We start from the raw sequence: 26,170 nt of genomic DNA, 5'->3' as shown, positions 1-26,170 counted from the left end.
ACCGCGGACTCAGTGGCCGATGACGATCAGGAGGATGCCGGCGATGACTGCGGCGGCGCAGAGCACGAAGCAGCCGTAGGCGCCCACGAGCGCGAGGGTCTTCTGTCCTTCGGTGAGCGGACTCTTCTTCGCTGCCTTCGCCGCCTGCTTGGCGGCCCGCTTGAGCTCCTTCTCCGAGATCACCGTGATGGCGTCGGTGAACTCCGCGGGGCTCACGACGGGCGCCCGCCCGCTGCGCACGAGCAGACGCAGGCCCAGGGCGTAGAAGGTGACGATGGCGGCGGCGCCGATGAGCGCGGCGGCGAACACCTGCAGGAAGGCGATCCAGTCGATCGTGACGTTCATGCCGAGTCCCCGTTCTGCGACGCGTCGGACGACGAGGCGCTGCCGGTCTTCGCGGCCTTCGCGTCCGCCTTGGCCTTGGCCTTCTTCTTCGCCTTGTCCTTCGCCTCGGCCTTCGCCTTCTCCTTGGCCTCGGCACGGGCCTTCGCCTCCGCCTTCGCCTGGGCGATGCGCTGCTGGCGACGCGTGGGCGGCGGGGTGTCGGGAACCTCGACGGCGAGGTGGGATTCGGCGACGTCGCTCATGGCGTTGGCCGGCGTGACGGCGTTGCGCCGAGAGCGCATGTACAGCCCGAGGATGATCGCCACCGCGAGGACGGCGTCGATGGCGACGCCCCACGGGCCGAGCCACACGACGAGCAGTGCCGCCAGGGCGCCGACGCCTCCGGCCGCGGGCAGGGTCAGCAGCCAGCCGACGCCGATGCGACCTGCCGTCCGCCAGCGGACCGTGGACCCGCGGCGACCGAGGCCCGATCCGATGACCGATCCCGAGGCCACCTGGGTGGTGGAGAGCGCGAATCCGAGGGCGCTGGAGGCGAGGATCGTCGCGGCCGTCGAGCTCTCCGCCGCGAAGCCCTGAGCCGGCTTGACGTCGGTCAGGCCCTTGCCCAGCGTGCGGATGATGCGCCAGCCGCCGAGGTACGTGCCGAGGGCGATCGTGAGCGCACAGGCGATGATGACCCAGAGCTCGGGCTCGTGGTGCGCACCGGACTGCCAGCCGACGGTGATCATGGCGAGCGTGATGACGCCCATCGTCTTCTGCGCGTCATTCGTGCCGTGTGCGAGGGCGACGAGGGAGGACGTGAAGATCTGACCCCAGCGGAATCCGTCCCGTCCGTCCGGCTTGCCGTCGTAGCGACGAGTGACCGAGTAGGCGATCTTCGTCGCGACGTACGCGATGATGCCGGCCGTGATGGGGGCGATGAGGGCGGGGAGGACGATCTTCGACAGCACGGCGCCGAAGTCGATGCCGCCGAGACCGGCGCCGACGAGCGTCGCGCCGATCAGTCCGCCGAAGAGCGCGTGGGACGAGCTCGACGGCAGGCCGAGCAGCCACGTCAGCATGTTCCAGGTGATGGCGCCGATGAGCCCGGCGAAGATCAACGAGAGGAACAGCTCCGCTCCCGCGGCGATGATTGCATCCTCCTGGATGATGCCGCCGGAGATGGTCTTGGACACCTCGGTCGACAGGAAGGCGCCGACGAGGTTGAGGAGAGCGGCCAGGAGGACCGCTGTCTTGGGCTTGAGCGCTCCGGTCGCGATGGGCGTGGCCATCGCGTTCGCGGTGTCGTGAAACCCGTTCGTGAAATCGAAGAAGAGTGCCAGCGCGATGACGAGCACGACGATGAGGGCTGCGGTTTCCACCGTTCGCTTTCGGTCTTGAGGAAGAGGGAGATGTCGACGGGATCGACGTGACGAACGAAGAGTTCACCGTGGGTTTGACTTCCGTTTACCGGCCCCGGTAAATCCTGCCACCGTCCCCCGTGCCGGTCAACTCGACCTGGGATAGCGTGGGACGGTGACTGACGCCCCGATCGCCGCCCGCCGTTCCACCCTCCGCACGCATCACGGCGACACGGTCGACGACCCGTACGAGTGGCTGCGCGCCAAGGACTCCCCCGAGGTCATCGCACACCTGGAGGCGGAGAACGCGCACACCGAGGCCGAGACCGCGCACCTCGCCGCGCTCCGCGAGACGCTGTTCCAGGAGATCAAGGGACGGGTTCAGGAGACCGACCTCTCGGTGCCGACACGGCGTGGAGACTGGTGGTACTACAGCCGCACCGAGGAAGGCGCGCAGTACGGCATCCACTGTCGCGCCGCCGCCGCCGAGGGCGATTGGACGCCGCCGCGTCTCGAGCCGGGGGTGCCCGTCCCCGGTGAGGTGGTGCTGCTGGACGGCAACGTCGAGGCGGAGGGGCACGAGTTCTTCTCCCTCGGCGCGTTCGACACCTCCGACGACGCGACGAAGCTGCTGTGGTCGATGGACTTCGAGGGCGACGAGCTCTATACGGTCCGCGTCCGCGATCTGGAGACGGGCCTCACCCTGGACGATGAGATCCCGAACACCGGAGGCGCGTTCTTCACCCCGGACGGCACCGGGGTCCTCTACACGACCCGCGACGATGCGTGGCGCCCCGACACCCTGTGGCTGCACCGGCTCGGGACCCCGGTGTCGGACGACATCACGCTCTTCCACGAGCCCGACGAGAAGTTCTGGCTCGGCGCCGGGATCACGCGGAGCCGGCGCTACCTCGTGATCGGTGTGGGCTCCAGCATCACGAGCGAGGAGTACCTCGTCGACCTCGCCGGCGACATCACCGCGGAGCCGCGCACGGTGTGGCCGCGGCGCGAAGGCGTGGAGTACTCGCTCGAGCACGCGGTGGTGGACGGTGAGGACCGGCTCCTCATCCTGCACAACGACGACGCCCTGGACTTCGAACTCGTCTCCGTAGCGGCGGACGACCCGCAGGGCGAGCGCCGCGTCGTCGTCGCCCATCAGCCAGGACGGCGACTGCTCGGAGTGGACGCCTTCCGCGACTTCGCCACGGTGGAGTATCGCAGCGAGGGCCTCGAGCGCGTGGGCCTCCTGGACTACGCGACCGACACGGTGGAGGAGCTGCGGTTCGACGAGCCCCTCTACTCCGCGGGGGTCAGCGGCAACCCGGAGTGGCACTCCCCCTTCCTGCGACTCGGGTACACGTCGTTCGTCACGCCGGGCACGGTGTACGAGCTCGACCTCGCGACGCGGGAACTCGTGTTGCGCAAGCAGGTGACGGTGCTCGGCGGCTACGACCCCGCCGACTACGGACAGCGTCGGGAGTGGGCCACCGCGGAGGACGGCACCCGCGTGCCGATCTCCCTCGTGTGGAAGCGCTCCTTCGGCGAGCCCGGTGCGACCACGCGTCCCGTCCACCTCTACGGCTACGGCTCGTACGAGCACTCCATCGACCCGGGCTTCTCGGTCGCACGGCTCTCGGAGCTGGACCGCGGAGTCGTGTTCGCCGTGGCGCATGTGCGCGGAGGCGGCGAGATGGGTCGGCAGTGGTACGAAGAGGGCAAGCTCCTGCACAAGCGGAACACCTTCACGGACTTCGTCGCCTGCGCCCGGCACCTCGTCGACGAGGGGACGACCACCCCGGCCCAGCTCGTCGCCGAGGGCGGCAGTGCCGGGGGCCTGCTGATGGGCGCGGTCGCCAACCTCGCCCCGGAGCTCTTCGCCGGCATCCTCGCGGGTGTGCCGTTCGTCGACGCGCTGACGACGATCCTCGACCCGTCGCTCCCCCTCACCGTGATCGAGTGGGACGAATGGGGCGACCCGCTGCACGACCCCGAGGTCTACGCGTACATGAAGTCGTACACGCCGTACGAGAACGTGCGCGACGGCGTGGAGTATCCGCGGATCCTCGCGGTGACCTCGCTGAACGACACCCGGGTGCTCTACGTCGAGCCGGCGAAGTGGGTCGCCCGGCTGCGGGAGGCCGGCGCGAAGGACGTGCTGCTGAAGTGCGAGATGGTCGCGGGGCACGGGGGCGTGAGCGGACGGTACAACTCCTGGCGCGAGCGGGCGTTCGAGATCGCCTGGCTTCTGGACACCCTCCACCTCGCCTGACCCGCGACATCAGGCGCTCGCGCGACATCAGGCGCCTGCGCGCTGACCTGGCCTGAACTCGCGCGCGCGCCTGTGCTCACGGGGCGCGACGCCGGCACAGGCATCGGCGCGGAGTCAGGCACGCGCGGGGCGTCAGGCGCCCATGCCTGTCCTGGCCTGAACTCGCGTGATGGCCTGTGCTCACGACCGAGCACTGCTCCTGCACAGGCAGAGAGTTCCGGGAAGCGCCTCCCCATCCGCGGTGGCGTGGTGAAGCGCGGCAGCGGGAGCCCGCAGGGTGGAGGGGTGACACGCACACGGGTGGAGAGCTGGGTCCGGGAGCAGGGAGGATCCGCGCATTCGTCGCGCGTGCGCGAGGCGGACTTCACCGAGTACCAGATGCGTCGGGCGGTGCGGGAAGGGACGCTCGAGCGCGTGCGCCGGTCGTGGCTGCTCGTCCCTGAGGTCGATCCACGGCGCAGGGCCGCAGCATCCGTGGGCGGAAGGGTCACCTGCGTGAGCGCGGCGGCCCTCGCCGGATGGTGGGATGTCGGGGCCGCGGAGGTGCACGTCGCCCTCCCCCGCACCGCCTCTCGATTCGATCGCGTCGGCGTCCAGGTGCACTGCGCACAGGGGCCCGTTCCGGTGCATCCGCGGGCGGCGGTCGATCCTGTCCTAGGCGTCCTGTTCCAGGTCGCGCGATGCCGGCCGTTGATCGAGGCCCGCGCGATCTGGGAATCCGCGCTCCGCCACGGGGCCGTGGAACTGGACACGCTCGTGCGAGTGCGGTGGCGGTGCGACGCCGCGAACCGCCTCGCTCGAGCCGTCCGCGGCCGGTCGGACTCCGGTCCCGAGACGGTCTTCGTCGAGCGGATGCGGGCGATCGGCATCGATGTGCGGCAGCAGGTGTGGGTGGACGGCCATCCGCTCGACGGCGTAATCGGCGAGCGTCTTGCCATCCAGATCGACGGCTTCCGCCACCATAGCGCCGCGGGCGACCGGCGGCGCGACCTCGCTGCTGACGCAAGGCTCGCACTCCGCGGCTACACGGTCCTCCGCTTCGACTATCACCAGGTCATGGTCGACGACCGTCATGTCGAGGACACCGTCCTGGCCGCGCTCGCGCAGGGGCTCCATCGCGCAGACCATCGAGCGACGGGTCGCGGGTAGCAGGCCGAACACAAGCACAGGCCCTCACGCGAGTTCAGGCGAGAAAGACAGCACGATGCCTGAAGCGGCGCGAGAGCCTGACACGGCGTGAGGCCGTGAGAACAGGCGGCCACGCGGACACAGGCTCTCACGCAAGTTCAGGCAAGAAAGACAGCAAGACGCCTGAAGCCGCGCGAGGGGCTGAAGCCGGGCGGAGGTCAGCCGAAGAGGGCGGCGGCCTCGTCGTAGCGGTAGCGCGGCACCGTGTTCAGCTCGCCGAGAGCATCGGCGAACGGGACGCGGACGATGTCGGTGCCCTGCATCGCGACCATCTGCCCCCAGGCGCCGTCAACGATGGCGTCTGCGGCGTGCAGGCCGAGGCGGGTCGCGAGGACGCGGTCGAAGGCCGACGGCGAGCCGCCGCGCTGGATGTGGCCGAGGATCGTGGCGCGGGTCTCGATGCCCGTGATCCGCTCGATCTCGGGGGCGAGCAGGTCGCCGATGCCGCCGAGCCGCGGTCGGTTGAACGCATCCAGGCCCTTGTCGCTGTAGGCCTCGTCCATGCCGGCGAGCTTGAAGCCCTCGGAGACGACGACGAGCGGTGCGCGACCGCGATCGTGGGCGCTCGTGACGAGAGCGGTGATCTCGTCCAGCGACATCGGCACCTCGGGGATGCAGATGACGTGGGCCCCGGCGGCCATCCCGGCATGCAGCGCGATCCAGCCGACGTGACGACCCATGACCTCGGCGACCATGCAGCGCTGGTGGGAGTCACCCGTGGTGCGGAGCCGGTCCATGGCGTCCGTGGCGATGTTCACGGCGGTGTCGAAGCCGAAGGAGTAATCCGTGGCCCGGAGGTCGTTGTCGATCGTCTTCGGAACGCCGAGCACCTTGATGCCGTCCTTGGCGAGGCGGTCCGCCGCCGCGAGGGTGCCTTCGCCGCCGATCGCGACGATGCCGTCGATCTTGTGGCCGTAGAGCGTCTTCGCGATGTTCTCCGCACCGCCGCGCTCCCCCTCGTACGGGTTGGTGCGGCTGGTGCCGAGGATCGTGCCACCCACCTTGGACAGGCCCTTCACCTCGTGCCGGGTCAGGGGCATGAAGTCACCCTCGACGACGCCGCGCCATCCGTCGCGGATGCCGACGAACTCGAGGTCGTAGGTCGTGGTGCCCTTGAGCACGATGCCGCGGATGACCGCGTTGAGTCCGGGGCAGTCGCCGCCGCTCGTCAGGATGCCGATTTTCATGCTGCTGCCTTCGGAGGTCGAGGGATGGGGGTGAGGCGACAGTGCCTGCGATCGACACTAGCGCGCCGCCCCCTCGCGTGGCCATTCGAGCGCGTCGAAAACCCGCGATCTTGACGGCCGCAGCGACCGATGCCGACGAAGTTCGCGCCGCGACAGGAACTTCCGCCTGCAGCAGCGTTAAGAACTCTTGTTCTTGACGCTCGCTCAGCGGCCGCCGAGAGCCTCGCGCAGAAGATGCATCAGCGCGGCCAGCTGCACCGACTCGCTGGCGGTCTCCTCCGTCGCCTCGCCGTCCAGCGCGCGGGCCGCGAGCCCCTGCTTCTGGTCGATGAGCTCCGCGATCTTCGTGTCGATCGTGTGGGCGGCGATGATCCGCCACGCCGTGACGGGCTCGTCCTGTCCGATGCGGTGCACGCGGTCGATGGCCTGCGTCTGCTCGGCCGCGGTCCACGACAGCTCCGCGAGCACGACGTTCGACGCCGCCTGCAGGTTGAGGCCGACGCCGGCCGCCGTGAGCGAGCACACCGCGATGCCGACCTCGGGGTCGCCGTTGAAGTCGTCGATGGCCTGCTGCCGTGCTGTGTTCGTCTGGTCACCGCGGATGGACACCGCGCGGATGCCGGCAGAAGCGAAGTGCGCCTCCGCCTGGTCCATGACGTCGATGTGCTTCGCGAAGAACACGACCTTGCCGACCGAACGCTGCAGCTGCGCGGCGTAGTCCGCCGCGAGGAGAGCCTTCGCCTGACCGATGCGGCGCACCATCGTGAAGACGTTGTCTCCCCCGGTGCCGGCCGCCTTCGACTCCTCGAGCTCGTTCTGCGCGACGAGACGGACGATGTCGTCGTCGATCTCGCCCGGCGCGAGGCCGCGGTCGCCGCGTGCCTCGATGATGCGACGGTAACGGGCGGCCAGCCGCTCCCCCAGCTCGCGCTCGGCCTGGCGGATGCTGCGGCCGAACTCGTCGTCGAGCTGCACGGGCAGATCGGCGATCAGCTTGTCGGGCAGATCGGCGGCGACGTCCTTCTTCTTCCGTCGCACGATGCCCATCGAGATCACCGCGTCGCGGGCCTCCGGGTAGAAGGCCTTGTCGGCAGGCGTCAGTCCCGTCGCGTCGAGCTTCTCCATGAGCTCCGGTCCGGGCTTCTCGCCGTTCGTCCAGCCGAGGAAACGCCAGATGGCGTCGAAGTCCTCGACGTCGTTGATGAGCGGGGTACCGGTGAGCGCGAGCATGAGCGGATCGTGCCCCGGCGTGCGCTCGCGCACTTGCGCGGCGAGCGAGAGCACGTTCTGCGAGCGCTGCGACGAGAGGTTCTTGATGAAGTGCGCCTCATCGACGACCATGCCGCGCAGGCCAATCGACGCCAGCCACGACATGTGACGGTCGAGGATCTCGTAGTTCACGATGAACACGTCGGCGAAGGCGTCGATGTCATCGCCGTCGCCCTGGATGACCGTGGCACGACGCTGCGGCGTCCACCGCTCGACCTCGCGCGCCCAGTTCATCTTCACGACGTTGGGCACGACGACCAGCAGCGGATAGGCGCCGGCGACGGAGGCCGCGAGCACCGACTGCGCCGTCTTGCCGAGGCCCGGCTCGTCGGCGAGCAGGAAGCTGCGGTGCCCGGCGCGGACGGCCTCGAGGAAGCGCGACTGGTGCACCATGATCTCGCGGCCCTTGGGCGAGAGGTGATCGAACTCGGGGGCCGGGGGAAGCTCCATCGACGCCGCGGCACCGCCCGCACCCGTCTCGAATGCCTTGTACAGCGGCCCCATGAGCTCCCAGCCGTCGAGACGGCGGCGCGGCGTGCTGGCCGGACGCGGCGTCAGGTCGGGCGCCAGGAAAGGGTTGGCGAGCTGGCGGGCCTCGACCGACGGCGGGGTGACCTGACGCTCCGCGATGGCCGCCGGCACCACCGACACCTGTACGGGCGCGGGGTCGGCGATGATGAGCTCCTCGGGGGGAAGCTCGGCACCGGACTCGAGCAGCCAGTCGCGACGCATCCGCTTGGCGACCGGCGAGGTGGCCTGGTCGGCCTCGAGCAGCTGGATGAGCGAGGTGTCCCGAGCGGCCGTCTTCGCGAGGATCGTCGCGACGCCGTCGAGCCGCTTGAGCAGCTCGGCGCGGGCCGCATCGGTGATCTCGGTGTCGGCCTTGACCCTGGCGCGCTCCTCGCGCACCAGGAACGCGATCACCTGGAACTTCGTGCGGTTCGTGGGGCCCAGCTTGCCGCGCTGGGACTTCGCCTCGATCTCGCGCACCTTGCGCGCGAGGATCGGGATGAGGGGTGCCTCGTCATCGCGACGGGACGTCTTCTTGCGCCGCGGGGCGGCGGTTGCCGTGGTCGGCATGCTCCTCCTGAGCCTGAAGGGCTCCGGCTCCCTCAGGGAGCAGTGAGCCGTTCTCGTCGTCCGCGTGTGGCGTGAGCCAGGACCGTGCGGACTGTGGATCGGTGTTCCCGCCGGAGCACGCGATACGTGCGGGACCGGTGGGAGCCTGATGCCATTCTATGCCATCCCGGCCCCCGGCCGCGGAAGCAGGGTGCCGCCGTGTTACACGGGTTCGTCGAGGATGGCCGCGGCCTGCGCGACGTCGGCGGCCATCTGCGTCATCAGCTTCTCGATGCCCTCGAACGCGACCATGCCGCGCAGCCGCTCGACGAACTCGACCGTCACGTCATGACCGTAGAGGTCGAGACCGGTCTCCCCCAGCACATGGGCCTCGACCTGACGCACGAGCACGTCGTCGAAGGTGGGGTTCGTTCCCACCGAGATCGCCGACGGATGCCGGATCCCCGTGTCGTGGTCGACGAGCCATCCGGCGTAGACGCCGTCGGCGGGCACGAACGCGTCGACGATCGTGGAGAGGTTCGCGGTCGGGAAGCCGAGCTCGCGTCCGCGCTTCAGACCGTGGACCACGACGCCGCGCACGTCGGGATACCGTCCGAGCGCGCGAGTGGCCTCGGCGACATCCCCCGCCATCAACAGCTCGCGGATCCAGCTCGACGAGACCCGTCGGCTGGAACCCGGAAGGTAGACGTCGTCCACGACCTCGACCGTGAAGCCGTAGCGGGGGCCGAGTGCGCGCAGCAGCTCGGGCGTTCCTGCACCCCGGTGCCCGAAACGGAAGTCGGCACCGACGAGCACGGTGGACACGTGCAGCGCGCCGACGAGGATGTCGACGACGAAGTCCTCGGCGCTGCGGGCGGCGAGCGTCTCGTCGAACGTGAGCACGAGCGTCGCGTCGAGTCCGAGCTCGCTGAGGAGTTCCAGCTTGCGGTCGACGGTCACGACGTTCTCGGGGCACCGGTCCGGACGGATCACGGCGAGCGGGTTGCGGTCGAACGTCACCGCGACGGCGCGGCTCCCCGAGGCCGCGGCGGCCTCCTCCAGACGGCGGATGACCGCCCGGTGCCCCTCGTGCACCCCGTCGAACTTCCCGATGGCGACGGCGCTGGGGCCGTAGCCGTCCGGCACCTCGTCCGGATTCCGGAACACGATCACGCGGCGACCTCGACCGGACGCGTGGCCTCGATGGGCCGGTGCGTGCGGAGCCACCAGATCCCGAAGATCGGGAGGACGAGAGGGATGAAGAGGTAGCCGCGCCCGAACACCGACCACACGGTCTCGTGCTGGAAGAGCTCGGGGAGGACGAGGCTGAGGACGCCGACGACCAGGACACCGGTGAGCTCGAAAACGATCGCGACCCAGGCGACGGTGTACCAGCCCCGACGCCGCGCGAAGACGAGCGCCAGCGTCGCCAGGACGTACACGACCGCGGCCAGGGCAGACAGCGTGTAGGCCAGCGGGGCCTCGTCGAATCGACGGACGATCTGCACGAAGCTGCGCCCGGTGGCCGCCAGCGCCATCACGGCGTAGACGATCACGAGGACACGACCGATGCCGGTCATCCGGGTGGAGGGGGCGGTGGAGCTCATAGCGCATTCCATCCTAGAGCCGGGTGAGCCGCCCGGCGTCCGCTCCCGGTCCGCGCTCAGGCGACCTGGATCGTCCAGATGACCTGCATGCGCCACAGCATGATCGCGATCGCGAGGGCGGCCACGCCGAGAACGACAGTGCTCCACCGGCTGCGCTCCATGAGGGCCCAGAGCACCGCACCGATCGGGAGCAGAGCCGCCGAAACGAGATACACCCAGAACTCCAGCAGGTCCCCGGTCGGCGGATTCCCCGCGAGGGGCGCGACGATGGCGACGACGACCTGCGCGAGCAGCAGCACCTCGACGAGCGCGAGTGCGCCCACCGAGAAGTCGCTGGGGCGCCGACCGGCGAACCCGGCCCCGAGGCAGAAGAGCCCGGCGGCGACGGCGACGACGATCTGCACGATCGTGAACCACAGGATCATCGGGAGACCTCCGGCATGTTCATGGCGCTCTTCACATCGGCGCCGCGCTTCTCGACGATCCCCACCAGCACGCCGTCGTCCTCGATGGCCGCGGCGAGCGGACCGTCCAGGCGCATCGCCTGCCCCGCCAGACGCTTGCCGTGGCGCAGATCGCGGGCCTCGTCCGCCGTGACGGGGAGGACGGGGAGGACGCGAGCGGCGGCCTCGCCGGGGGTGAGCACGGGAGCGGTGTCGAGCGCGTCGATCGACACCGCGTCGCGCACGTCGAACGGGCCGACGCGGGTGCGGCGGAGCGCCGTCAGGTGACCGCCGATGCCGAGGGCAGCGCCCAGGTCGCGGGCGAGCGAGCGGATGTAGGTGCCGGACGAGCAGTCCACGACGACATCGAGGTCGAGGGCGTGGTCGTCGCGGCGACGGGCGAGGACATCGAACCGGGAGACGACGACCTCCCGCGGCTCGAGGACGACCTCCTCCCCCGCACGGACCCGGTCGTACGCGCGACGACCGTCGACCTTGATCGCCGACACCGCGCTCGGGACCTGGGAGATCGCGCCCGTCAGCGCGGCCACCCCGGCATCGATCGCCGGGTCCTCGACCGCGACGAGGGCGGCGGGGTCCGCAGTGTGGAGGATCTCGCCCTCCGCGTCGTCCGTGGAGGTGACGGCACCGAGCCGGATGGTCGCCTCGTAGGTCTTGTCGGCGCCCACGATGTACGTGAGGAGGCGGGTCGCGCCCTCGATGCCAATGACGAGCAGCCCCGTGGCCATCGGGTCGAGAGTCCCGGCGTGGCCGACCTTGCGGGTCCCGAAGGCCCGGCGGGTGCGGGCGACCACGTCGTGACTGGTCAGCCCGCCGGGCTTGTCGACGAGGAGGATACCGGGGGTCGCCATCCCTCCAGCCTACCGAGGCCGAGAGCGGCGACCGCTCGCCTAGGCTGGAGGGATGGCCGCGCCCGCACCGTCCCCTGCGACGTTGACGCCCCTGCTCGGCTGGTACGCCGAGGCGGCGCGCGACCTCCCGTGGCGCCGGCCGGACTTCCATGCGACGTTCGGCGCCTGGGGCGTCCTGGTGAGTGAGTTCATGCTGCAGCAGACGCCCGTGACCCGGGTGATCCCGCATCTCGACGCGTGGCTGACACGGTGGCCCACGCCCCGCGCGATGGCGACAGCGTCCACGGCGGACGTCGTGCACCAGTGGGCGAACCTCGGCTATCCGCGGCGGGCCCTGTGGCTGCACCGGGCCGCCATCGAGGTGGTCGAACGGCACGGAGGCGTCGTGCCGCGCGACGTCGACGCCCTCCTCGCCCTCTCCGGCATCGGCGACTACACCGCCCGTGCCGTGGCCGTCTTCGCGTACGGCGACCGACATCCCGTCGTCGACACCAATACACGGCGCGTCCTGGCACGAGCCGTCGATGGACGGGCACAACCGGGGCCACCATCCCGCCGCGACCTCGCTCTCATGTCCTCCCTGCTTCCCGAGGGGGTGACTGAGGCGAGCGTCCTCAACGCCGCGGCGATGGAACTCGGCGCGACGATCTGCACGTCGCGCGCGCCCCGGTGCGAGCGCTGCCCGCTGGCTGACACCTGCGCGTGGCTCGCAGCCGGCCGACCCGATACCGGAGACGAGCGACGGCGACAGGCCACGTTCGAGGGGTCGGACCGGCAGGCCCGCGGCGCCGTGCTCCGGCTCCTGCGCGACGCGGCCCCCGAGCCGGTTCCCCTCGCGGCGGTCCTCCCGGCATGGCCCGACCTGCGTCAGCGGGATCGGGCGATCGATTCCCTGATCGCAGACGGACTCGCGGAAGCGGACGGGGAGGGCCTCTCGCTGCCGCGGTGAGCGCTGCTCAGAGGTACTGCTCGGTCCGGTGCGCCAACACGGTCAGCTCGACACGATTGCGCACGTGCAGCTTCGCGAACACGCGTCCGAGATGCACCTCGACCGTCCGGATCGACACCGACAGGCGCTCCGCGATCGCGCGGTTCCCCGTGCCTTCGACGGCGAGCATCGCGACCTCCAGCTCCCGCGACGTCAGCCGCTGCGCCCAGGCGCTCCGGCACACGGGGAGATGCGCGCCGCCCGTGACGTGCGGGTCGCTCTCCAGCCGCTGCAGACGCCGGCGGACGGCACGCCCCCACGCGCTCGCCCCGGCGGCCTCGAACAGTCTCTCGGCCTGCGCAAGGTGACTGCGGGCCGCGATCGGATCCCCGTGCAGCCCGGACCTGACCCCGAGCAGCGTCTCGACGCGGCCGCGGGCGAAGGGCGACCGAAGCCGTCGTGCCGCCTCTCGCAGGGTCTCCTGCTCCGTGCGCCAGGCACCGTCGCCGGACGGCGCGACGGCGTGACGCAGGGCGTCGGCGAACTCCGTCTCCGGTGGGCGCACCGCCGGTGACGCCCGTCCGGCCTCGGGGACGAGCACGACCTCCTCCACCCCCGGCACCGCGAAGCGCGCCTGCGGCTCCCCGCGATCCCGCCACAGCCCGATCGCACCGGCGGCCGCCTCGAAGGAGCCGTTCAGGAACGCCTCGACAGCGCGGTCCACCAGTACGTCCATGTCTGCGGCCGGAGGGAGCACGGCGGTGAGAGCCCTGGCGATCGGGCTGAAAGCGCCGAGGACCGCGAGATCGAGCCGCCGAGCCAGCACCACGCCGAGTCCCGCGAACGGGATCGCGACGGGGAGCTCGACCGCTGCCTGCCGCAGCAGCAGCCTGGCGCGACCGATGTCTCCCCGCCAGACCAGAAGCAGCACCTCGGTGACGGCCCGGTAGGCCCGGCCCAGTGGGCTGTGCTCGAAACCGGGGATCATCGGATCGCGCTCCCCCACCCCGGGGAGATCCGCGGTCTGCAGCAGCCGCAGGCCCTCGTCGATGTCGCCGCCGCACGCGGCATGCAGCGCCCCCGACACGGCGCCCAGCAGCCCGCCGGTTCCTGGCACGTCACCCGTGACGACCTCCCCGGCGAGAAGGCCGCACAGCGACTCGACCGCGTCCCGCAGGACGCCGTCTCCGCCGACGCGCGAGGCCCCGTCACGGACATCGGCGAGCCAGCGGCGCCCCGCCCTGCGGTCGCCGCGCTCCGCGCACAGGATCGCCAGGAGCGCCGCGGACCGCGCCCAGGAGTCGCCGTCCGCCGTACGCAGCGGAGCGAGCCGCTGCGGATCGACGGCCGGCACCGCTCCGTACCGGAACGTGCGGGCGACGAGGAACGGTCCGAGCGCTCGCCCCCGACGGTGCTCGGCGGCACCGCAGACGAGGCTTCCCAACCATTCCTCGGCATCCGCCGCATGGCCGCATGCGAGCGCCGCGCACCCGGCGAGCATTCGCGCTTCCTCGCCGATGTCGCCGGCCGCGTGCTTCGCGGCCTCGGCGGCGAGCAGCAGCACGCGTTCCGTGCGTCCCTCTGCGGCCGCGGCGCGGGCACCCGCCGTCAACGCCGCCGCGGACAGACGATCGCGGGCGGCGCCTCCACGGGCGCGATGCCAGGCCGCAGCCACCCGATCTCGCCGCCGGACGGCGACCGCGGCGAGGCGCGCGTGCGTATGCGCGACCTCAGCCGCCGACGCGGTCGCGTGCACTCGCGTCTCCATCCGGGGATCGGCGAACCGGACGCGTCCCGCGTGGATCACCAGGTAAGGCGAGGCGCCGCTCGCCCGCACCTCCTCCACGCCGCGCCCGTCCACCGCGAGAACCGGATCGAGGTCATCCTCGAACGTCAACGCCACGGTGAGCAGCAGCAGCCGGTCCGGGGTCGACAGCATGCCGGGAGGGACGGCATCGGCGGCGGACGGCAGCGGCCACGGCAGCCGGCCGAGACCTCGCCGCTGCTCCGGTGTGAGGCGGGCCGCCACCGCCATGACGGTAGCCGGGTCCTCCGGAAGCGCGGCGACGAGCCGCGCGGCCACGTGCGGGGCGCACGCGAGCTCCCGAGCCCGAAGCTCGTCCAGCAGCGCCTCGACGTCGCCGGGCGCGACGGACGACCCCGCAGGCGCGTTCCGAGACTCGATGTCGATCCCCCCAGATCCACCGGTTGTCCCGCCGCGGACCTGAGGGTATCAGACGGGATCAGTCCTCGTCGTCGTCCGCACGGTAGGGGTCGGCCTCACCGGCGTGGGTCGCGGAAGAGGCCAGCTTGGCGACCTCCGCGTCCCGCTCCTGCGCCTCACGGAGCAGGGCGGTGATGTGATCCGCGTTCTCCGGGAGGGCGTCCGGGATGAACTCGAGCGTGGGGACGAGTCGCGTGCTGAGCTGTCGACCGACCTCGCTGCGCAGCATTCCGGTCGCGGACGTGAGCGCGGCGCCGCTGGCGAGGCGCTCCTCTTCCGTACCGAGCACCGTGTAGAACACGGAAGCGTGCTGCAGGTCGCCGCTCACGCGGACGTCGGTGATGGTCACGAAGCCGAGACGCGGGTCGCGCAGCCCCTTCTCCAAGCGCTCGGCGAGGATCACGCGGATGCGATCCGCGAGTCGGGCCTGTCGTTCACCAGCCATTGTTCCTTCTCCCACCTCTGTGCATCGCGGTTCCCAGCGAACCGCGGAGGCGGCTGCCCCCTCCCCCGTCATGGGAGGAGGAGGCAGCCGCCGGAGCCGTGCGGGTCAGCCGCGCGGCTTCTCCACCATCTCGGTCGTCTCGATCTCGTCGCCGATCTGGATGTCGTTGTACTTGCCGAGGCCGATACCGGCCTCGTAGTCCGTCCGCACCTCGGTGACGTCGTCCTTGAACCGGCGCAGCGACTCGATGGCGAGGCCATCGGCGATGACGACGCCGTCTCGGATGACACGGGCCTTCGCGTTGCGCGTGATCGTCCCGGACCGCACGATGACACCGGCGATGTTGCCGAACTTCGAGGAGCGGAACACCTCGCGGATCTCGGCGACACCCGACTGGACCTCTTCGTACTCCGGCTTGAGCATGCCCTTGAGCGAGCTCTCGATCTCGTCGATCGCGTTGTAGATGACGGAGTAGAAGCGGATGTCCACGCCCTCACGCTGAGCACGCTCGCGCGCCTTCGTGTCGGGGCGGACGTTGAAGCCCACGATGATCGCGTTGTCGATCGTCGCCAGGTTCACGTCGGACTCAGTGATCGCACCGACACCGCGGTGGATGATGCGCAGCTGCACCGAATCGTCGACCTCGATCTTGAGGAGGGACTCCTCCAGCGCCTCGACGGCACCGGAGACGTCACCCTTGATGATGAGGTTGAGCGACTCGACCTTGCCCTCTTCGAGAGCACGGGTGAAGTCCTCGAGCGAGATGCGCTTGCGGGCCTTGGCCAGCTGGGCGTTGCGCTCGACGGCTTCGCGCTTCTCCGCGATCTGACGCGCCATGCGGTCTTCCTCGGTGACGATGAAGACGTCGCCGGCGCGCGGCACGGAGTTCAGACCCTGCACCTGGACCGGTCGGGACGGCGCAGCCGCCTCGACGACCTCGCCGTTCTCGTCGATCATCGCGCGGACACGGCCGTAGGCGGTGCCCGCCACGATCGCATCGCCGACCCGGAGGGTTCCGGACTGGATCAGCACCGTCGCGACCGAACCGCGGCCCTTGTCGAGCTTCGCCTCGATGGCGACACCGCGAGCGGCCTTGTTCGGGTTGGCAGTGAGGTCGAGTCCCGCGTCGGCGGTGAGCAGCACCGCGTCCAGGAGCTCCTGGATGCCGGTGTTGGCACGGGCCGACACGTCGACGAACATGACGTCGCCGCCGTACTCCTCGGCCACCAGACCGTATTCGGTGAGCTGCTGACGCACCTTGGCCGGGTTGGCCTCCGGCTTGTCGACCTTGTTCACCGCGACCACGATCGGCACGTTCGCCGCCTGGGCGTGGTTCAGCGCCTCGACCGTCTGCGGCATGATGCCGTCGTCGGCCGCGACCACGAGGATCGCGAGGTCGGTGACCTGCGCACCACGGGCACGCATGGCGGTGAACGCCTCGTGACCCGGGGTGTCGATGAACGTGATCGCCCGCTCGATGCCGTCGTGCTCGGTCCAGACCTGGTAGGCACCGATGTGCTGGGTGATGCCGCCGGCCTCACCCTCGATGACGTTGGTCTGACGGATCGCGTCGAGGAGGCGCGTCTTACCGTGGTCGACGTGACCCATGACGGTGACGACCGGGGGACGGATCTCGAGGTCGTCCTCGCTCTCCTCCTCGAGCTCCTTCTCGAGGTCGAGACCGAAGCCTTCGAGGAGCTCCTTGTCCTCGTCCTCGGGCGAGACCATCTGGACCTTGTAGCCCAGCTCCTCACCGAGGACCTCGAACGTGGCCTCATCCAGCGACTCGGTGGCCGTGGCCATCTCGCCGAGGTTGAAGAGGATCGTGACGAGGGTGCCCGGCTGCACCGTGTAGCCGGTCAGGGCCTCGATCTTGTCGGCGAAGTCCGCGATGGACGCACCGCGACGCATGCGGATGATCTCCCCGTTGCCGCGGGTGACGTTGACGCCACCGACGACCGGGGCGCTCCGCATCTCGAACTCTTGCCGCTTCGCCCGCCGCGACTTGCGCTGCTTGCTCTTGCCGCCGCCCTTACCGAAGGCACCGGCGGTACCACCACCGGGACCACGGCCACGGCCACCGCCGCCACCCGGACGACCGGCGAAACCGCCACCGGGACGGGGACCCGCACCGGGACCGCCACCGCCGCCGGGGCGACCTGGACCGCCCGTACGCTGCTGGAACGGAGCACCGGGACGACCACCCTGGCCGCCGCGCGGAGCACCGGGACGCGGCGAGCCGGGACGCGGGGCACCCGGGCGCGGAGCACCGGGGCGCGGCGCCTGCGGACGCGGGATGTTGCCGGGGGTCGGCCGCTGACCCATCCCCTGCGCCGAGGCGAAGGGGTTGTTGCCGGGACGAGGGCCGGCGGGACGCTGGCCCATGCCCTGAGCGGACGAGAACGGGTTGTTGCCGGGACGGGGCGCGCCGGGCTTCGGCGCGTTGCCGTCACCGGAGGACGGCGCGGCCGGGGCCGGAGCCGCGGGCTTCGCGGGCGCCGACGGTGCCGGAGCCTTCTCCGCCTCGGGGGCGGGCGCCGGTGCCGGGGCGGCCGGAGCCGCAGGACCCGGCTTGGGTCCGGGCTTCGGGCCAGGGGTGGGCGCCGAGGACTTCGGTACCGGCTTCGCGGCGGGCTTCGCCGCAGCGGGCTCGGACCCGGCCTTGAGGGACGGGTCGGCCTCGATCGCGGCGCGCAGCTTGCGCGCCACCGGGGGCTCGACCGTCGAAGACGGGCTCTTCACGAACTCGCCGAGTTCCTTGAGCTTCGCAAGTGCGACCTTGCTGTCGACGCCGAGTTCGGCGGCGATCTCATGTACGCGTGGTTTACCAGCCACAATTCTCCTGTCTGGGTCGGTCTGCCCAGACAGGGCAGACCACTAGTCGCGGACGGGTCTCATTTCGAGCCGTTCACTTTGTTTCCATAGCTGTTCAGCCTTTGTTTCTTGGTGGGTGCTGTTCGAAGGTCCGTGTGTCCAGCTGAGTGGTCACACGCAGTGCTCTTCCGAAAGCTCGACGCCGCAGAGCGGCTTCCATGCACTCGGGTGTCGGATGCACCCACGCGCCGCGCCCCGGCAGGACAGCACGCTCATCGGGGATGAGGGTGTCGTTCTGGGCAACCACCCTGAGCAGAGTGGAGCGGGGAGCACGCGTGCGGCAACCGACGCACGTTCGTACGGGTTCCATCTTACACCTGCGTTCCGTCCGTCCTCGCCGCCACCGGGCGTGGCGTCGAGGACGGACCGGGATCAGTCGAGGACGCTGTCCGGCTGGATGTCGATCTTCGCACCCGTGAGCTTGGCGGCCAGACGCGCGTTCTGACCCTCCTTGCCGATCGCGAGCGACAGCTGGTAGTCGGGCACGAGGGCGCGGACGGCCTTGGTGCTCGCGTCGAGGACGAACGAGCTCGTGACCTTGGCGGGCGACAGCGCGTGCGCCACGAACGTCGGCAGGTCGGCGTCGTAGTCGACGATGTCGATCTTCTCCCCCGCCAGCTCCTCCGTGACGGCTCGCACACGGCGCCCCATCTCACCGATGCACGCCCCCTTGGCGTTGATCGCCGGGTCGTTGGCCTTCACCGCGATCTTGGTGCGGTGGCCCGCCTCACGCGCGAGCGCGACGATCTCGACGAGTCCGGCGGCGATCTCCGGCACCTCGAGGGCGAAGAGCTTGCGGACGAGGCCGGGGTGCGTGCGCGACACGGTGATCTGCGGACCCTTGAGCCCCTTGGCGACGCTGGTGACGTAGACGCGCAGACGGGACCCGTGCGTGTACTCCTCGCCGGGCACCTGCTCCTCGGGCGGGAGGATCGCCTCGACGGAGCCGAGGTCGACGTGGATCATGCGCGGGTTGGGCCCCTGCTGGATCACGCCGGCGACGATGTCGCCCTCCTTGCCCTTGAACTCGCCGAGGACGGCGTCGTCGGCGATGTCCCGGAGGCGCTGGCTGATGACCTGCTTGGCGGCGAACGCGGCGATGCGCCCGAAGTCGTCGGGCGTCGCCTCCTCTTCGCCGATGATCGCACCCTCGTCGTCGCGGACGACCTGGAGGACGGCGACGTGGCCGGTCTTGCGGTCGAGGTGCACGCGGACGCCCTCCGGCGCGGCGCCCTCGGGCGAGACGTGCTTGGAGTACGCGGTCAGGATCGCCTGCTCGATGATCGCGACGAGCTCGTCGAACGGGATCGCCTTCTCCTTCTCGATCCCTCGCAGCAGACTCAGTTCGATGTCCATGACGGCCTCCCTATTCAGCTCTCGTCGCGCCCGAATGCACGCGCGACATCCGTACCACGATACCGTGTGCCGCGCCCCCGGGCCATCCGCGCCCGGGCACAGGCATTCGCGCGGCAGCAGGCGCCCACCGCGGGAACAGCCTGACTCCGCGTGGGAGCCTGTTGCGTCGTGGGATGCGTCGCGGGGTCAGACCTTCGGCGCGGACGGGAGCGCGTTGAGGGCCCCGATCAGGCGGAAGAGATTGCCCACCTGACGCTGATTCAGGTGCAGGGCGAGGCGCGGGAGGTCGAGCCGGTCGTCGTCGGCGACCTCCGGGGACCGCGGAGCCGTGCGCTCGATGCGCCCGGTGGACAGCAGCCCTGCGAAGCCGGCGTTGAGCTCCTCGATCTCGGCGTCCGTCGGCTCGGCCTTGAGGCGCAGCACCAGGGTGTCGCCGACCCACCGCAGCGAATCGTAGTTGCGCCAGAACCCCGTGATCTCGGCGCGAGCCTCCTCCACGGAATCGGTGACGACGACCCGATCGAAGTCACCGGGGGAGATCACCCCCATCGGCGCGAGGTGCTCGTCGACGAAGCGCCGCATGCCCTGCCAGAACGATCCGCCCTTCTCGTCGAGCAGCACGATCGGCGTGGGCTCGGCCTTGCCCGTCTGCTGGAGGGTGAGCAGCTCGAACATCTCATCCAGCGTGCCGAATCCGCCGGGGAGGCAGATGAAGCCGCTCGACTCCTTGATGAGCATGAGCTTGCGGGTGAAGAAGTACTTCATCGCGACGACCTGATCGCTTCCCGCGACCAGGCTGTTCGCCTTCTCCTCGAAGGGGAGACGGATGGAGACACCGAGCGACAGCGCGGGCCCGGCTCCTTCGGCCGCGGCCTGCATGATCCCCGGCCCGGCGCCCGTGACCACCATCCAGCCGTCGCTCGCGAGGGCCGCGGCGACATCACGCGCCTGCAGGTACAGCGGGTCGTCGTGGAGGGTGCGGGCGGACCCGAACACCGTCACCTTCGGCACCCCGCGGAAGGGCGCGAACAGGCGGAACGCGTCCCGCATCTCGGCCAGGGCGGCGGAAGCGATCTTGAGGTCGAGGCGGTCGGTGCCGTCCTCCCCCAGCAGCAGCGCGGTGCGGAGCATCCGCATCACGAGGCGACGGTCCGTGGCCACACCCGCCTCGTCCAGCACACGGTTGATCTCGTCGCTCAGGGCTGCCGGCAGCGGTTCCTCGGTCATGCCCCCAGCGTCCCACGCGGCATCCGGTCGGCGGGACGCAACGCCGAGGGACCGTACCCCGGGGCTCCGGAGCACGGAGAAGGAGCGGTGTCAACACCCGTGCCCGCCGCCGGGGAAGGCGTCACCATGGCGACATGACAGAGATCACCGGTCCCGAAGCCCTCGCCCGCGTCGCCGAACTCGTGGAGGACATCGACTTCACCATGCTCACGACCACCGACCCGGACGGGAACCTCGTCAGCCGCCCCATGTCGACCAGGCAGATGGACGATGCCGGCGCCATCTGGTTCTTCACCGCGGAGGACACCGAGAAGGTCGAGGAGGCCCGTCGTCATCACGACGTGGGGCTGGCCTACTGCGACGCCAAGGGGATGCGCTACGTGTCGGTCGCCGGCACCGCGGAGATCGTCCACGACCGCGCGAAGATGGAGGAACTCTACTCCCCCTCCCTCGACATCTGGTTCGAGGACGGCCTGGGGACCCCGGGCATCGCGCTGCTCAAAGTCACTCCGGTCGTCGCCGAGTTCTGGGAGCCCGCGAAGGGCAAGGTCGCGATGGCCGCCGGGGCGCTCAAGGCGCTCGTGACCCGAGACACCCCGGACGACGACATCATGAACCACGGCCGCATCACCTGCTGAGCGGCCCGCTCCGAGCGCCGGCTCAGCGCGCGGCGGAGAGCCGCTCCACCGCTTCGGCGACCGAGACGGCCTCACGCTCGCCCGTCCGACGGTCCCAGAACTCCACCTGCCCGTCGGCGGCTCCCCGGCCGACGATGACGATCTTCGGGACGCCGACGAGCTCGGCATCGCCGAACTTGACCCCGGGCGACACCTTCGGGCGGTCGTCGTAGAGCACGTCGAGGCCGGCCGCCTCCAGCTGCGCGGACAGGCCCTCCGCGACATCGAAGGCGACCTGGTCACGGCCGGCGGCGACGACCTGCACGTCGAACGGCGCGACCGAGGCCGGCCAGATGAGGCCCTTGTCGTCGTTGTTGAGCTCGGCGATGATCGCCAGGATCCGCGTCACGCCGATGCCGTACGACCCCATGGTGACCGTGACGAGCTTGCCGTTCTCGTTGAGGACCTTGAGGCCGAGCGCCTCCGCGTACTTCCGCCCGAGCTGGAAGACGTGACCGATCTCCATGCCGCGGGCGAGCTCGACCGGACCGGAGCCGTCGGGCGCCGGGTCGCCGGCGCGCACGTTCGCGATCTCCACGATGCCGTCCGCCTCGAAGTCGCGCCCGGCGACGACCGAGTGCGCGTGCTTCTGGTCGATGTTCGCGCCGGTGACCCAGCTCGTCCCCTCGCTCACGCGGGGGTCGACGAGGTAGCGGATGCCCGTGGCGGACTCCTCGCCGAGCACCGCACCCGTAGGCGACCAGGGACCGATGTACCCCTTCACCAGGAGCGGGTTGTTCTCGAAGTCGTCCGCGGTCGCGGTCTCCACATCGGCAGGGGCGAAGGCCACCTCGGCACGCTTCTCGTCCACCTCGCGGTCGCCGGGGATGCCGACGATCACGAGCTCACGGGTGCCGTCGAGGTGCTTCAGGGCGAGCACGACGTTCTTGAGCGTGTCGGCGGCGGTGTACTCGCCGTCGAGCTCTCGGTTGCAGTGCGCGACAAGGGTCTCGATGGTGGGCGTGTCGGGCGAATCGAAGATCACCGGAGCGCCATCGGCGTCGAACGGGACCGGAGCGGGCACGGGCGTGCTGAAGGCCTCGACGTTGGCCGCGTACCCCCCGGCGCTGCGGACGAAGGTGTCCTCCCCGACGGGCGTCGGGTGCAGGAACTCCTCGCTCCGCGAACCGCCCATCGCGCCGGCGTCGGCCTGCACGATCGCGTACTCGAGGCCCAGCCGCTGGAAGATGCGCTCGTAGGCGTCCCGCTGCGCCTGGTAGCTCACGTCCAGCCCCTCGTCCGAGGCGTCGAAGGAGTAGGCGTCCTTCATCGTGAACTCGCGCCCGCGGAGGAGACCGGCGCGCGGCCGGGCCTCGTCGCGGTACTTGTCCTGGATCTGGAAGATCGTCAGCGGCAGATCCTTGTACGACGAGTACAGGTCCTTAACCAGCAGCGTGAAGGCCTCCTCGTGCGTCGGCGCCAGGAGGTAATCGCCGCCCTTGCGGTCCTGGAGCCGGAACAGCAGATCGCCGTACTCGTCCCAGCGCCCGGTCGCCTCGTACGCCTCGCGCGGCATCAGTGCGGGGAAGTGCACCTCCTGGGCACCGGCGGCGGCCATCTCCTCGCGGATGACGGTCTCGATCTTCGCCTTGACGCGCAGCCCGAGCGGCAGCCACGCGAAGATGCCTGCTGCCTGCGGTCGGATGTACCCGGCGCGGATCAGCAGCTTGTGACTGGCGACCTCGGCACCGGCAGGATCTTCGCGGAGCGTACGGAGGAAGAAGTTCGAAAGACGAGTGACCACGGCTCAAGTGTAGTGAGCCGCGGTCACCCGCCTCGTCGCTCAGTTGAGGGCCGGCAGCCCCTGTGGCACGACGCCGCCGCGGTAGAGGCTCTCGGCGAGCTCCTGCAGCGCGGTCAGCGCGACCCGCTGCGGCAGCGGACCGTAGGAGATGCGGGCCACGCCGAGCTTCTCGTACTCGGATGCGGCGAGCGCCCCGGGGATCCCGATCACGCTGACCTTGCGCTCCCCGATGCCCTCGACCAGCTGTCGCGTGACGTTCGCATCGAGGATGCCGGGGACGAACACCGCGGTGGCACCGGCGTCGAGGAAGGCGCGGCCGCGCTGGATGGCATCCGCGATGCTCTGCTCCACGGGCCGCGACCCGGCACGCACGAACGCATCGGTGCGGGCGTTCAGGGCGAAGGGCACGCCCTCGGCCTCCGCAGCCTTCACGATGGACTCGACGACGGCGACCGATTCGTCGAGCGGCTTGAGGCGGTCCTCGACGTTCGCGCCGACGACGCCGGCCGCGATCGCGAGGCGGGTGGTCTCCCCGGCGTCCCCGTATCCGTCGTCCAGGTCGGCGGTGACGGGAACGGACACGGCCGCGGCGATCCGTCCGACCATGTCGATCATGACGTCGCGCGGGGTGCCCCCGTCGTCGTAGCCGAACGACGCCGCGATGCCGTGACCGGCGGTCGCGATCGCCGTGGTCTCCGGCAGTGCGGCGACGGCACGCGCGGAGACGACGTCCCACACGTTCACCACGCGGAGGATCTCCGGGGCGTCATAGAGTCCGACGAGGGTCTGGGCCTTGGCAGCAGTGGTCATGTCCCCACGCTAGCGGCCGGTGCGGGCACGCGGGCCGGATGCCCGGGTTCCCTGCGGCGGTCGACCTAGGCTGGCAGCATGCCCCAGCGCCGCTCGCATGTCGCCCCCTCCGCCGCCCAGACCGAGCTCGCCGCGGCGCTCTCGGCCCTTCGGGAGGATCTGGACGCGTCGACGGAGTTCCCCGCCGACGTACTCGCGGAGGCGGAAGCCGCCACGGCGACTCTCCCCGACCTCGACCTCACGGATGTGCCGTTCGCGACCCTCGATCCGGCCGGTGCCCGCGACCTCGACCAGGCGTTCCACCTGGAACGGGACGGCGACGGCTATCGGGTGCGTTACGCGATCGCGGACGTGCCGGGTTTCGTCACCCCCGGTGGTGCCGTGGACGCGGAGGCCCGCCGGCGCGGACAGACCCTGTACGCCGCGGACGGCTCGATCCCGCTGCACCCACCCGTGCTGAGCGAGGACCGTGCCTCCCTGCTCCCCGACGTCGACCGCTCCGCCCTGGTGTGGACGTTCCACCTGGATGCGGCCGGATCCGTGATCGACTTCCGGTTGGAGCGCGCCCTCATCCGTTCCCGGGCCCAGCTCGACTACGCCTCCACCCAGGAGGCGCTCGACCGGGGCGACGGCGGTCACGCGGCCCTGCTGCCGGAGATCGGCTCCCTCCGTCTGGAGCAGGAGCGCCGCCGCGGTGGCGCCAGCCTGAACATGCCGGACGAGGAGGTCGTGCGCACCGACGACGGCTCCTATGCGATCGAGCGCCGCAGCCCGCTGCCCGTCGAGGAGTGGAACGCGCAGCTGTCGCTCATGACGGGGATGGCGGCCGCCGCGCTCATGATCGACGCGGGCGTCGGCATCCTCCGCACGATGCCGGAACCCGACGAGGCGGCCTTCACTGCCTTCCGGCACCAGACGGAGGCACTCGGGCGCCCGTGGACCGACGGCACCTACGGCGAGTACCTCCGGGGCCTCGACCGCTCCGACCCGATGACGCTCCCGGTGCTGGAGGCCGCCGCCTCGCTGTTCCGCGGCGCGGGGTACCTGGTGTTCGACGGCGAACCACCCGCCGACGCCGTGCAGGCCGCGATCGGAGCACCGTACGCGCACGCGACCGCACCCCTGCGCCGACTGGTCGACCGCTGGGTGCTCGCCATCTGCCTCGCCGTGTCGACCGGGCAGCCGGTGCCGGGATGGGTCCGCTCCTCCCTCGGAGAGCTCCCCGCGCTCATGCAGGAATCGGGTCGGCGGGCGTCGCAGTTGGACGCGGACACCGTGAACCGCGTCGAGGCCGCGCTGCTCACTCCGCTTGTCGGACAGACCATCGAGGCCACGGTGATCGAGCTCCGGGGCGAGCGGGCCGCCGTCCAGATCGCGGACCCTGCAGTGACCACGACCGCGCCGGTGGCCCCCGACACCAAGCCCGGCGATGTGGTGCAGGTGCGCGTCGTGCGCGTGGACATCGGGACGGGTGAGATCGAGCTCGCCCTCTGAGCCCGCCGCCGGGGATCAGGCGAAGACGTCGAATCAGGCGCTCCCGGGCAGGACTGCCTGTACCGCAGCGGCCGCCTGCGTCCGCGCCGGATACCCTGTCGAGATGGATCAGGCAGAGCGCATCGAGCGCTTCCTCGTGGCGCGGTATCCGCGTGCAGGGATCGCGATCGTCGCCGGGAGCACGGCCCGTGGGGAGCGCACGCCCACCAGTGACATCGACCTCCTCCTCATCGACGACGACCTCTTCGCCGACGTGTCACAGGTGAGCGAGGCCGCCACCCACGCGTTCGAGGACGAGATCTTCGAGGTGTTCGCGTACACGGTGGAAGGGTTCCGGGAGTGGGCGGACCGCGGCGTGGCCCAGCACCGCCCCGTCATCGCGCACATGCTCGTGGAAGGAGCCGCGATCCGGTCGACGCCCGCGCTCGCGGAACTGCGGACGCGGTGGTCCGCTGTGCTCGCTCTCGGCTCTGTGCTGAGTGAGACGGAGTCGCGGATCCGGCGGTACGTGATCACCGATCTCCTCGACGACCTCCAGGACGCGACGGACCCTCTCGAGCAGCGCGTCGTCGCCGGCCTGCTGTTCGAGCGCATGGCCGAGCTGATGCTGCTGGCCAGCGGGCAGTGGATCGGATCCGGGAAGTGGCTCCCCCGACGTCTGCGCGCGTGGAGCCCCGAGCGCGCGGACCAGCTCAGCACTCCGCTGCTCGCTGGAGACTTCCCCGGCTTCGCGGCGCGGGTCGATGAGGAACTGACGATGGCGGGTGGTCGAGTGCAGGCGGGGTTCGTGCGCTGACCTCACTCGTTCACAG

General features: G+C 70.6%; 22 protein-coding genes. 6 read left to right on the top strand and 16 right to left on the bottom strand.

Annotated features, from left to right (window positions below):
* Positions 1-9: 9 nt before the first annotated feature.
* On the bottom strand, positions 10-345 hold the full coding sequence (locus AB0310_RS03225; protein ID WP_187663858.1) for a peptidase: 336 nt from the start codon (positions 343-345) through the stop codon (positions 10-12).
* Positions 342-1,706 carry an inorganic phosphate transporter gene (locus AB0310_RS03220; RefSeq protein ID WP_187663857.1) on the bottom strand — a complete coding sequence of 455 codons (1,365 nt, stop codon included), beginning with the start codon at positions 1,704-1,706 and terminating at the stop codon, positions 342-344. The genes AB0310_RS03225 and AB0310_RS03220 overlap by 4 nt, the downstream gene beginning before the upstream one ends.
* Positions 1,707-1,860: 154 nt before the next feature.
* Here AB0310_RS03220 and AB0310_RS03215 point away from each other — a divergent pair, with 154 nt between their 5' ends.
* On the top strand, positions 1,861-3,954 hold the full coding sequence (locus AB0310_RS03215) for a S9 family peptidase (RefSeq protein ID WP_292797231.1): 2,094 nt from the start codon (positions 1,861-1,863) through the stop codon (positions 3,952-3,954).
* A gap of 285 nt (positions 3,955-4,239) precedes the next feature.
* Positions 4,240-5,103: a DUF559 domain-containing protein gene (locus tag AB0310_RS03210; protein ID WP_366236572.1), complete on the top strand. Its 864-nt coding sequence runs from the start codon at positions 4,240-4,242 to the stop codon at positions 5,101-5,103.
* A gap of 197 nt (positions 5,104-5,300) precedes the next feature.
* Here AB0310_RS03210 and AB0310_RS03205 read toward each other — a convergent pair whose 3' ends face one another.
* The 6 genes from AB0310_RS03205 to truB all read right to left on the bottom strand — a co-directional run bounded on the left by AB0310_RS03205 (position 5,301) and on the right by truB (position 11,579).
* On the bottom strand, positions 5,301-6,329 hold the full coding sequence (locus AB0310_RS03205) for a 6-phosphofructokinase (protein WP_187663854.1): 1,029 nt from the start codon (positions 6,327-6,329) through the stop codon (positions 5,301-5,303).
* 204 nt (positions 6,330-6,533) lie between these two features.
* A complete protein-coding gene (locus AB0310_RS03200) occupies positions 6,534-8,678 on the bottom strand; it encodes a DEAD/DEAH box helicase (RefSeq protein ID WP_187663853.1) in 2,145 nt (714 codons plus the stop codon).
* 201 nt (positions 8,679-8,879) lie between these two features.
* Positions 8,880-9,830, bottom strand: a complete 951-nt coding sequence (locus tag AB0310_RS03195) for a bifunctional riboflavin kinase/FAD synthetase (protein ID WP_268776453.1) — start codon at positions 9,828-9,830, stop codon at positions 8,880-8,882.
* On the bottom strand, positions 9,827-10,264 hold the full coding sequence (locus tag AB0310_RS03190) for a hypothetical protein (protein WP_366236571.1): 438 nt from the start codon (positions 10,262-10,264) through the stop codon (positions 9,827-9,829). The genes AB0310_RS03195 and AB0310_RS03190 overlap by 4 nt, the downstream gene beginning before the upstream one ends.
* A gap of 56 nt (positions 10,265-10,320) precedes the next feature.
* Positions 10,321-10,689: a hypothetical protein gene (locus AB0310_RS03185; protein WP_268776455.1), complete on the bottom strand. Its 369-nt coding sequence runs from the start codon at positions 10,687-10,689 to the stop codon at positions 10,321-10,323.
* Positions 10,686-11,579, bottom strand: a complete 894-nt coding sequence (gene truB / locus AB0310_RS03180; protein WP_268776456.1) for a tRNA pseudouridine(55) synthase TruB — start codon at positions 11,577-11,579, stop codon at positions 10,686-10,688. Before truB ends, AB0310_RS03185 begins: the two co-directional genes overlap by 4 nt.
* A 52-nt stretch (positions 11,580-11,631) precedes the next feature.
* On the opposite strand from truB, the gene AB0310_RS03175 reads away from it, so the two are divergent.
* Positions 11,632-12,528 carry an iron-sulfur binding domain-containing protein gene (locus AB0310_RS03175; protein ID WP_268776457.1) on the top strand — a complete coding sequence of 299 codons (897 nt, stop codon included), beginning with the start codon at positions 11,632-11,634 and terminating at the stop codon, positions 12,526-12,528.
* A gap of 7 nt (positions 12,529-12,535) precedes the next feature.
* Here AB0310_RS03175 and AB0310_RS03170 read toward each other — a convergent pair whose 3' ends face one another.
* From AB0310_RS03170 to AB0310_RS03145, 6 genes are all read right to left on the bottom strand, one after another.
* Positions 12,536-14,536: a LuxR C-terminal-related transcriptional regulator gene (locus AB0310_RS03170; RefSeq protein ID WP_366236570.1), complete on the bottom strand. Its 2,001-nt coding sequence runs from the start codon at positions 14,534-14,536 to the stop codon at positions 12,536-12,538.
* Between the two features lie 214 nt (positions 14,537-14,750).
* Positions 14,751-15,176: a 30S ribosome-binding factor RbfA gene (gene rbfA / locus AB0310_RS03165; protein ID WP_187663847.1), complete on the bottom strand. Its 426-nt coding sequence runs from the start codon at positions 15,174-15,176 to the stop codon at positions 14,751-14,753.
* A gap of 105 nt (positions 15,177-15,281) precedes the next feature.
* The gene (gene infB / locus AB0310_RS03160; RefSeq protein ID WP_366236569.1) at positions 15,282-18,011 is read right to left on the bottom strand and encodes a translation initiation factor IF-2; all 2,730 of its coding nucleotides are present in this window, start codon (positions 18,009-18,011) and stop codon (positions 15,282-15,284) included.
* Positions 18,012-18,105: 94 nt separating this feature from the next.
* A complete protein-coding gene (locus AB0310_RS03155; protein WP_083391685.1) occupies positions 18,106-18,360 on the bottom strand; it encodes a YlxR family protein in 255 nt (84 codons plus the stop codon).
* Between the two features lie 62 nt (positions 18,361-18,422).
* Positions 18,423-19,406 (bottom strand): transcription termination factor NusA, encoded by a 984-nt coding sequence (nusA, locus tag AB0310_RS03150; protein WP_187663844.1) that lies wholly within the window; start codon positions 19,404-19,406, stop codon positions 18,423-18,425.
* Between the two features lie 186 nt (positions 19,407-19,592).
* Positions 19,593-20,633, bottom strand: coding sequence for an LOG family protein (locus AB0310_RS03145; protein ID WP_187663843.1), 1,041 nt, complete (start codon positions 20,631-20,633; stop codon positions 19,593-19,595).
* 134 nt (positions 20,634-20,767) lie between these two features.
* On the opposite strand from AB0310_RS03145, the gene AB0310_RS03140 reads away from it, so the two are divergent.
* Positions 20,768-21,271 carry a pyridoxamine 5'-phosphate oxidase family protein gene (locus AB0310_RS03140; protein ID WP_187663842.1) on the top strand — a complete coding sequence of 168 codons (504 nt, stop codon included), beginning with the start codon at positions 20,768-20,770 and terminating at the stop codon, positions 21,269-21,271.
* A 22-nt stretch (positions 21,272-21,293) separates the two neighbouring features.
* Here the strand turns inward: AB0310_RS03140 and AB0310_RS03135 are convergent, their stop codons facing one another.
* Positions 21,294-23,054 carry a proline--tRNA ligase gene (locus tag AB0310_RS03135; RefSeq protein WP_366236568.1) on the bottom strand — a complete coding sequence of 587 codons (1,761 nt, stop codon included), beginning with the start codon at positions 23,052-23,054 and terminating at the stop codon, positions 21,294-21,296.
* A gap of 39 nt (positions 23,055-23,093) precedes the next feature.
* On the bottom strand, positions 23,094-23,864 hold the full coding sequence (locus tag AB0310_RS03130) for an isocitrate lyase/PEP mutase family protein (RefSeq protein ID WP_187663840.1): 771 nt from the start codon (positions 23,862-23,864) through the stop codon (positions 23,094-23,096).
* A gap of 78 nt (positions 23,865-23,942) precedes the next feature.
* Here AB0310_RS03130 and AB0310_RS03125 point away from each other — a divergent pair, with 78 nt between their 5' ends.
* Positions 23,943-25,358 carry an RNB domain-containing ribonuclease gene (locus AB0310_RS03125; RefSeq protein ID WP_187663839.1) on the top strand — a complete coding sequence of 472 codons (1,416 nt, stop codon included), beginning with the start codon at positions 23,943-23,945 and terminating at the stop codon, positions 25,356-25,358.
* A gap of 103 nt (positions 25,359-25,461) precedes the next feature.
* Positions 25,462-26,154, top strand: a complete 693-nt coding sequence (locus AB0310_RS03120; protein WP_187663838.1) for a nucleotidyltransferase domain-containing protein — start codon at positions 25,462-25,464, stop codon at positions 26,152-26,154.
* Positions 26,155-26,170 lie beyond the last annotated feature (16 nt).

Source organism: Microbacterium meiriae (genome assembly GCF_040702565.1).
In the GTDB taxonomy this organism is placed as follows: Bacteria; Actinomycetota; Actinomycetes; order Actinomycetales; family Microbacteriaceae; genus Microbacterium; species Microbacterium meiriae.
This window is presented reverse-complemented; position numbering and strand designations above follow the sequence as displayed.

What these genes read in the sequence shown, in the direction of transcription:
- AB0310_RS03225 (WP_187663858.1), bottom strand. Translation starts at nt 345, where the DNA reads ATGAACGTCACGATCGACTGGATCGCCTTCCTGCAGGTGTTCGCCGCC.
- AB0310_RS03205 (WP_187663854.1), bottom strand. Translation starts at nt 6,329, where the DNA reads ATGAAAATCGGCATCCTGACGAGCGGCGGCGACTGCCCCGGACTCAAC.
- AB0310_RS03200 (WP_187663853.1), bottom strand. Translation starts at nt 8,678, where the DNA reads ATGCCGACCACGGCAACCGCCGCCCCGCGGCGCAAGAAGACGTCCCGT.
- AB0310_RS03190 (WP_366236571.1), bottom strand. Translation starts at nt 10,264, where the DNA reads ATGAGCTCCACCGCCCCCTCCACCCGGATGACCGGCATCGGTCGTGTC.
- AB0310_RS03185 (WP_268776455.1), bottom strand. Translation starts at nt 10,689, where the DNA reads ATGATCCTGTGGTTCACGATCGTGCAGATCGTCGTCGCCGTCGCCGCC.
- truB (WP_268776456.1), bottom strand. Translation starts at nt 11,579, where the DNA reads ATGGCGACCCCCGGTATCCTCCTCGTCGACAAGCCCGGCGGGCTGACC.
- AB0310_RS03175 (WP_268776457.1), top strand. Translation starts at nt 11,632, where the DNA reads ATGGCCGCGCCCGCACCGTCCCCTGCGACGTTGACGCCCCTGCTCGGC.
- rbfA (WP_187663847.1), bottom strand. Translation starts at nt 15,176, where the DNA reads ATGGCTGGTGAACGACAGGCCCGACTCGCGGATCGCATCCGCGTGATC.
- AB0310_RS03155 (WP_083391685.1), bottom strand. Translation starts at nt 18,360, where the DNA reads ATGGAACCCGTACGAACGTGCGTCGGTTGCCGCACGCGTGCTCCCCGC.
- nusA (WP_187663844.1), bottom strand. Translation starts at nt 19,406, where the DNA reads ATGGACATCGAACTGAGTCTGCTGCGAGGGATCGAGAAGGAGAAGGCG.
- AB0310_RS03145 (WP_187663843.1), bottom strand. Translation starts at nt 20,633, where the DNA reads ATGACCGAGGAACCGCTGCCGGCAGCCCTGAGCGACGAGATCAACCGT.
- AB0310_RS03140 (WP_187663842.1), top strand. Translation starts at nt 20,768, where the DNA reads ATGACAGAGATCACCGGTCCCGAAGCCCTCGCCCGCGTCGCCGAACTC.
- AB0310_RS03130 (WP_187663840.1), bottom strand. Translation starts at nt 23,864, where the DNA reads ATGACCACTGCTGCCAAGGCCCAGACCCTCGTCGGACTCTATGACGCC.
- AB0310_RS03125 (WP_187663839.1), top strand. Translation starts at nt 23,943, where the DNA reads ATGCCCCAGCGCCGCTCGCATGTCGCCCCCTCCGCCGCCCAGACCGAG.
- AB0310_RS03120 (WP_187663838.1), top strand. Translation starts at nt 25,462, where the DNA reads ATGGATCAGGCAGAGCGCATCGAGCGCTTCCTCGTGGCGCGGTATCCG.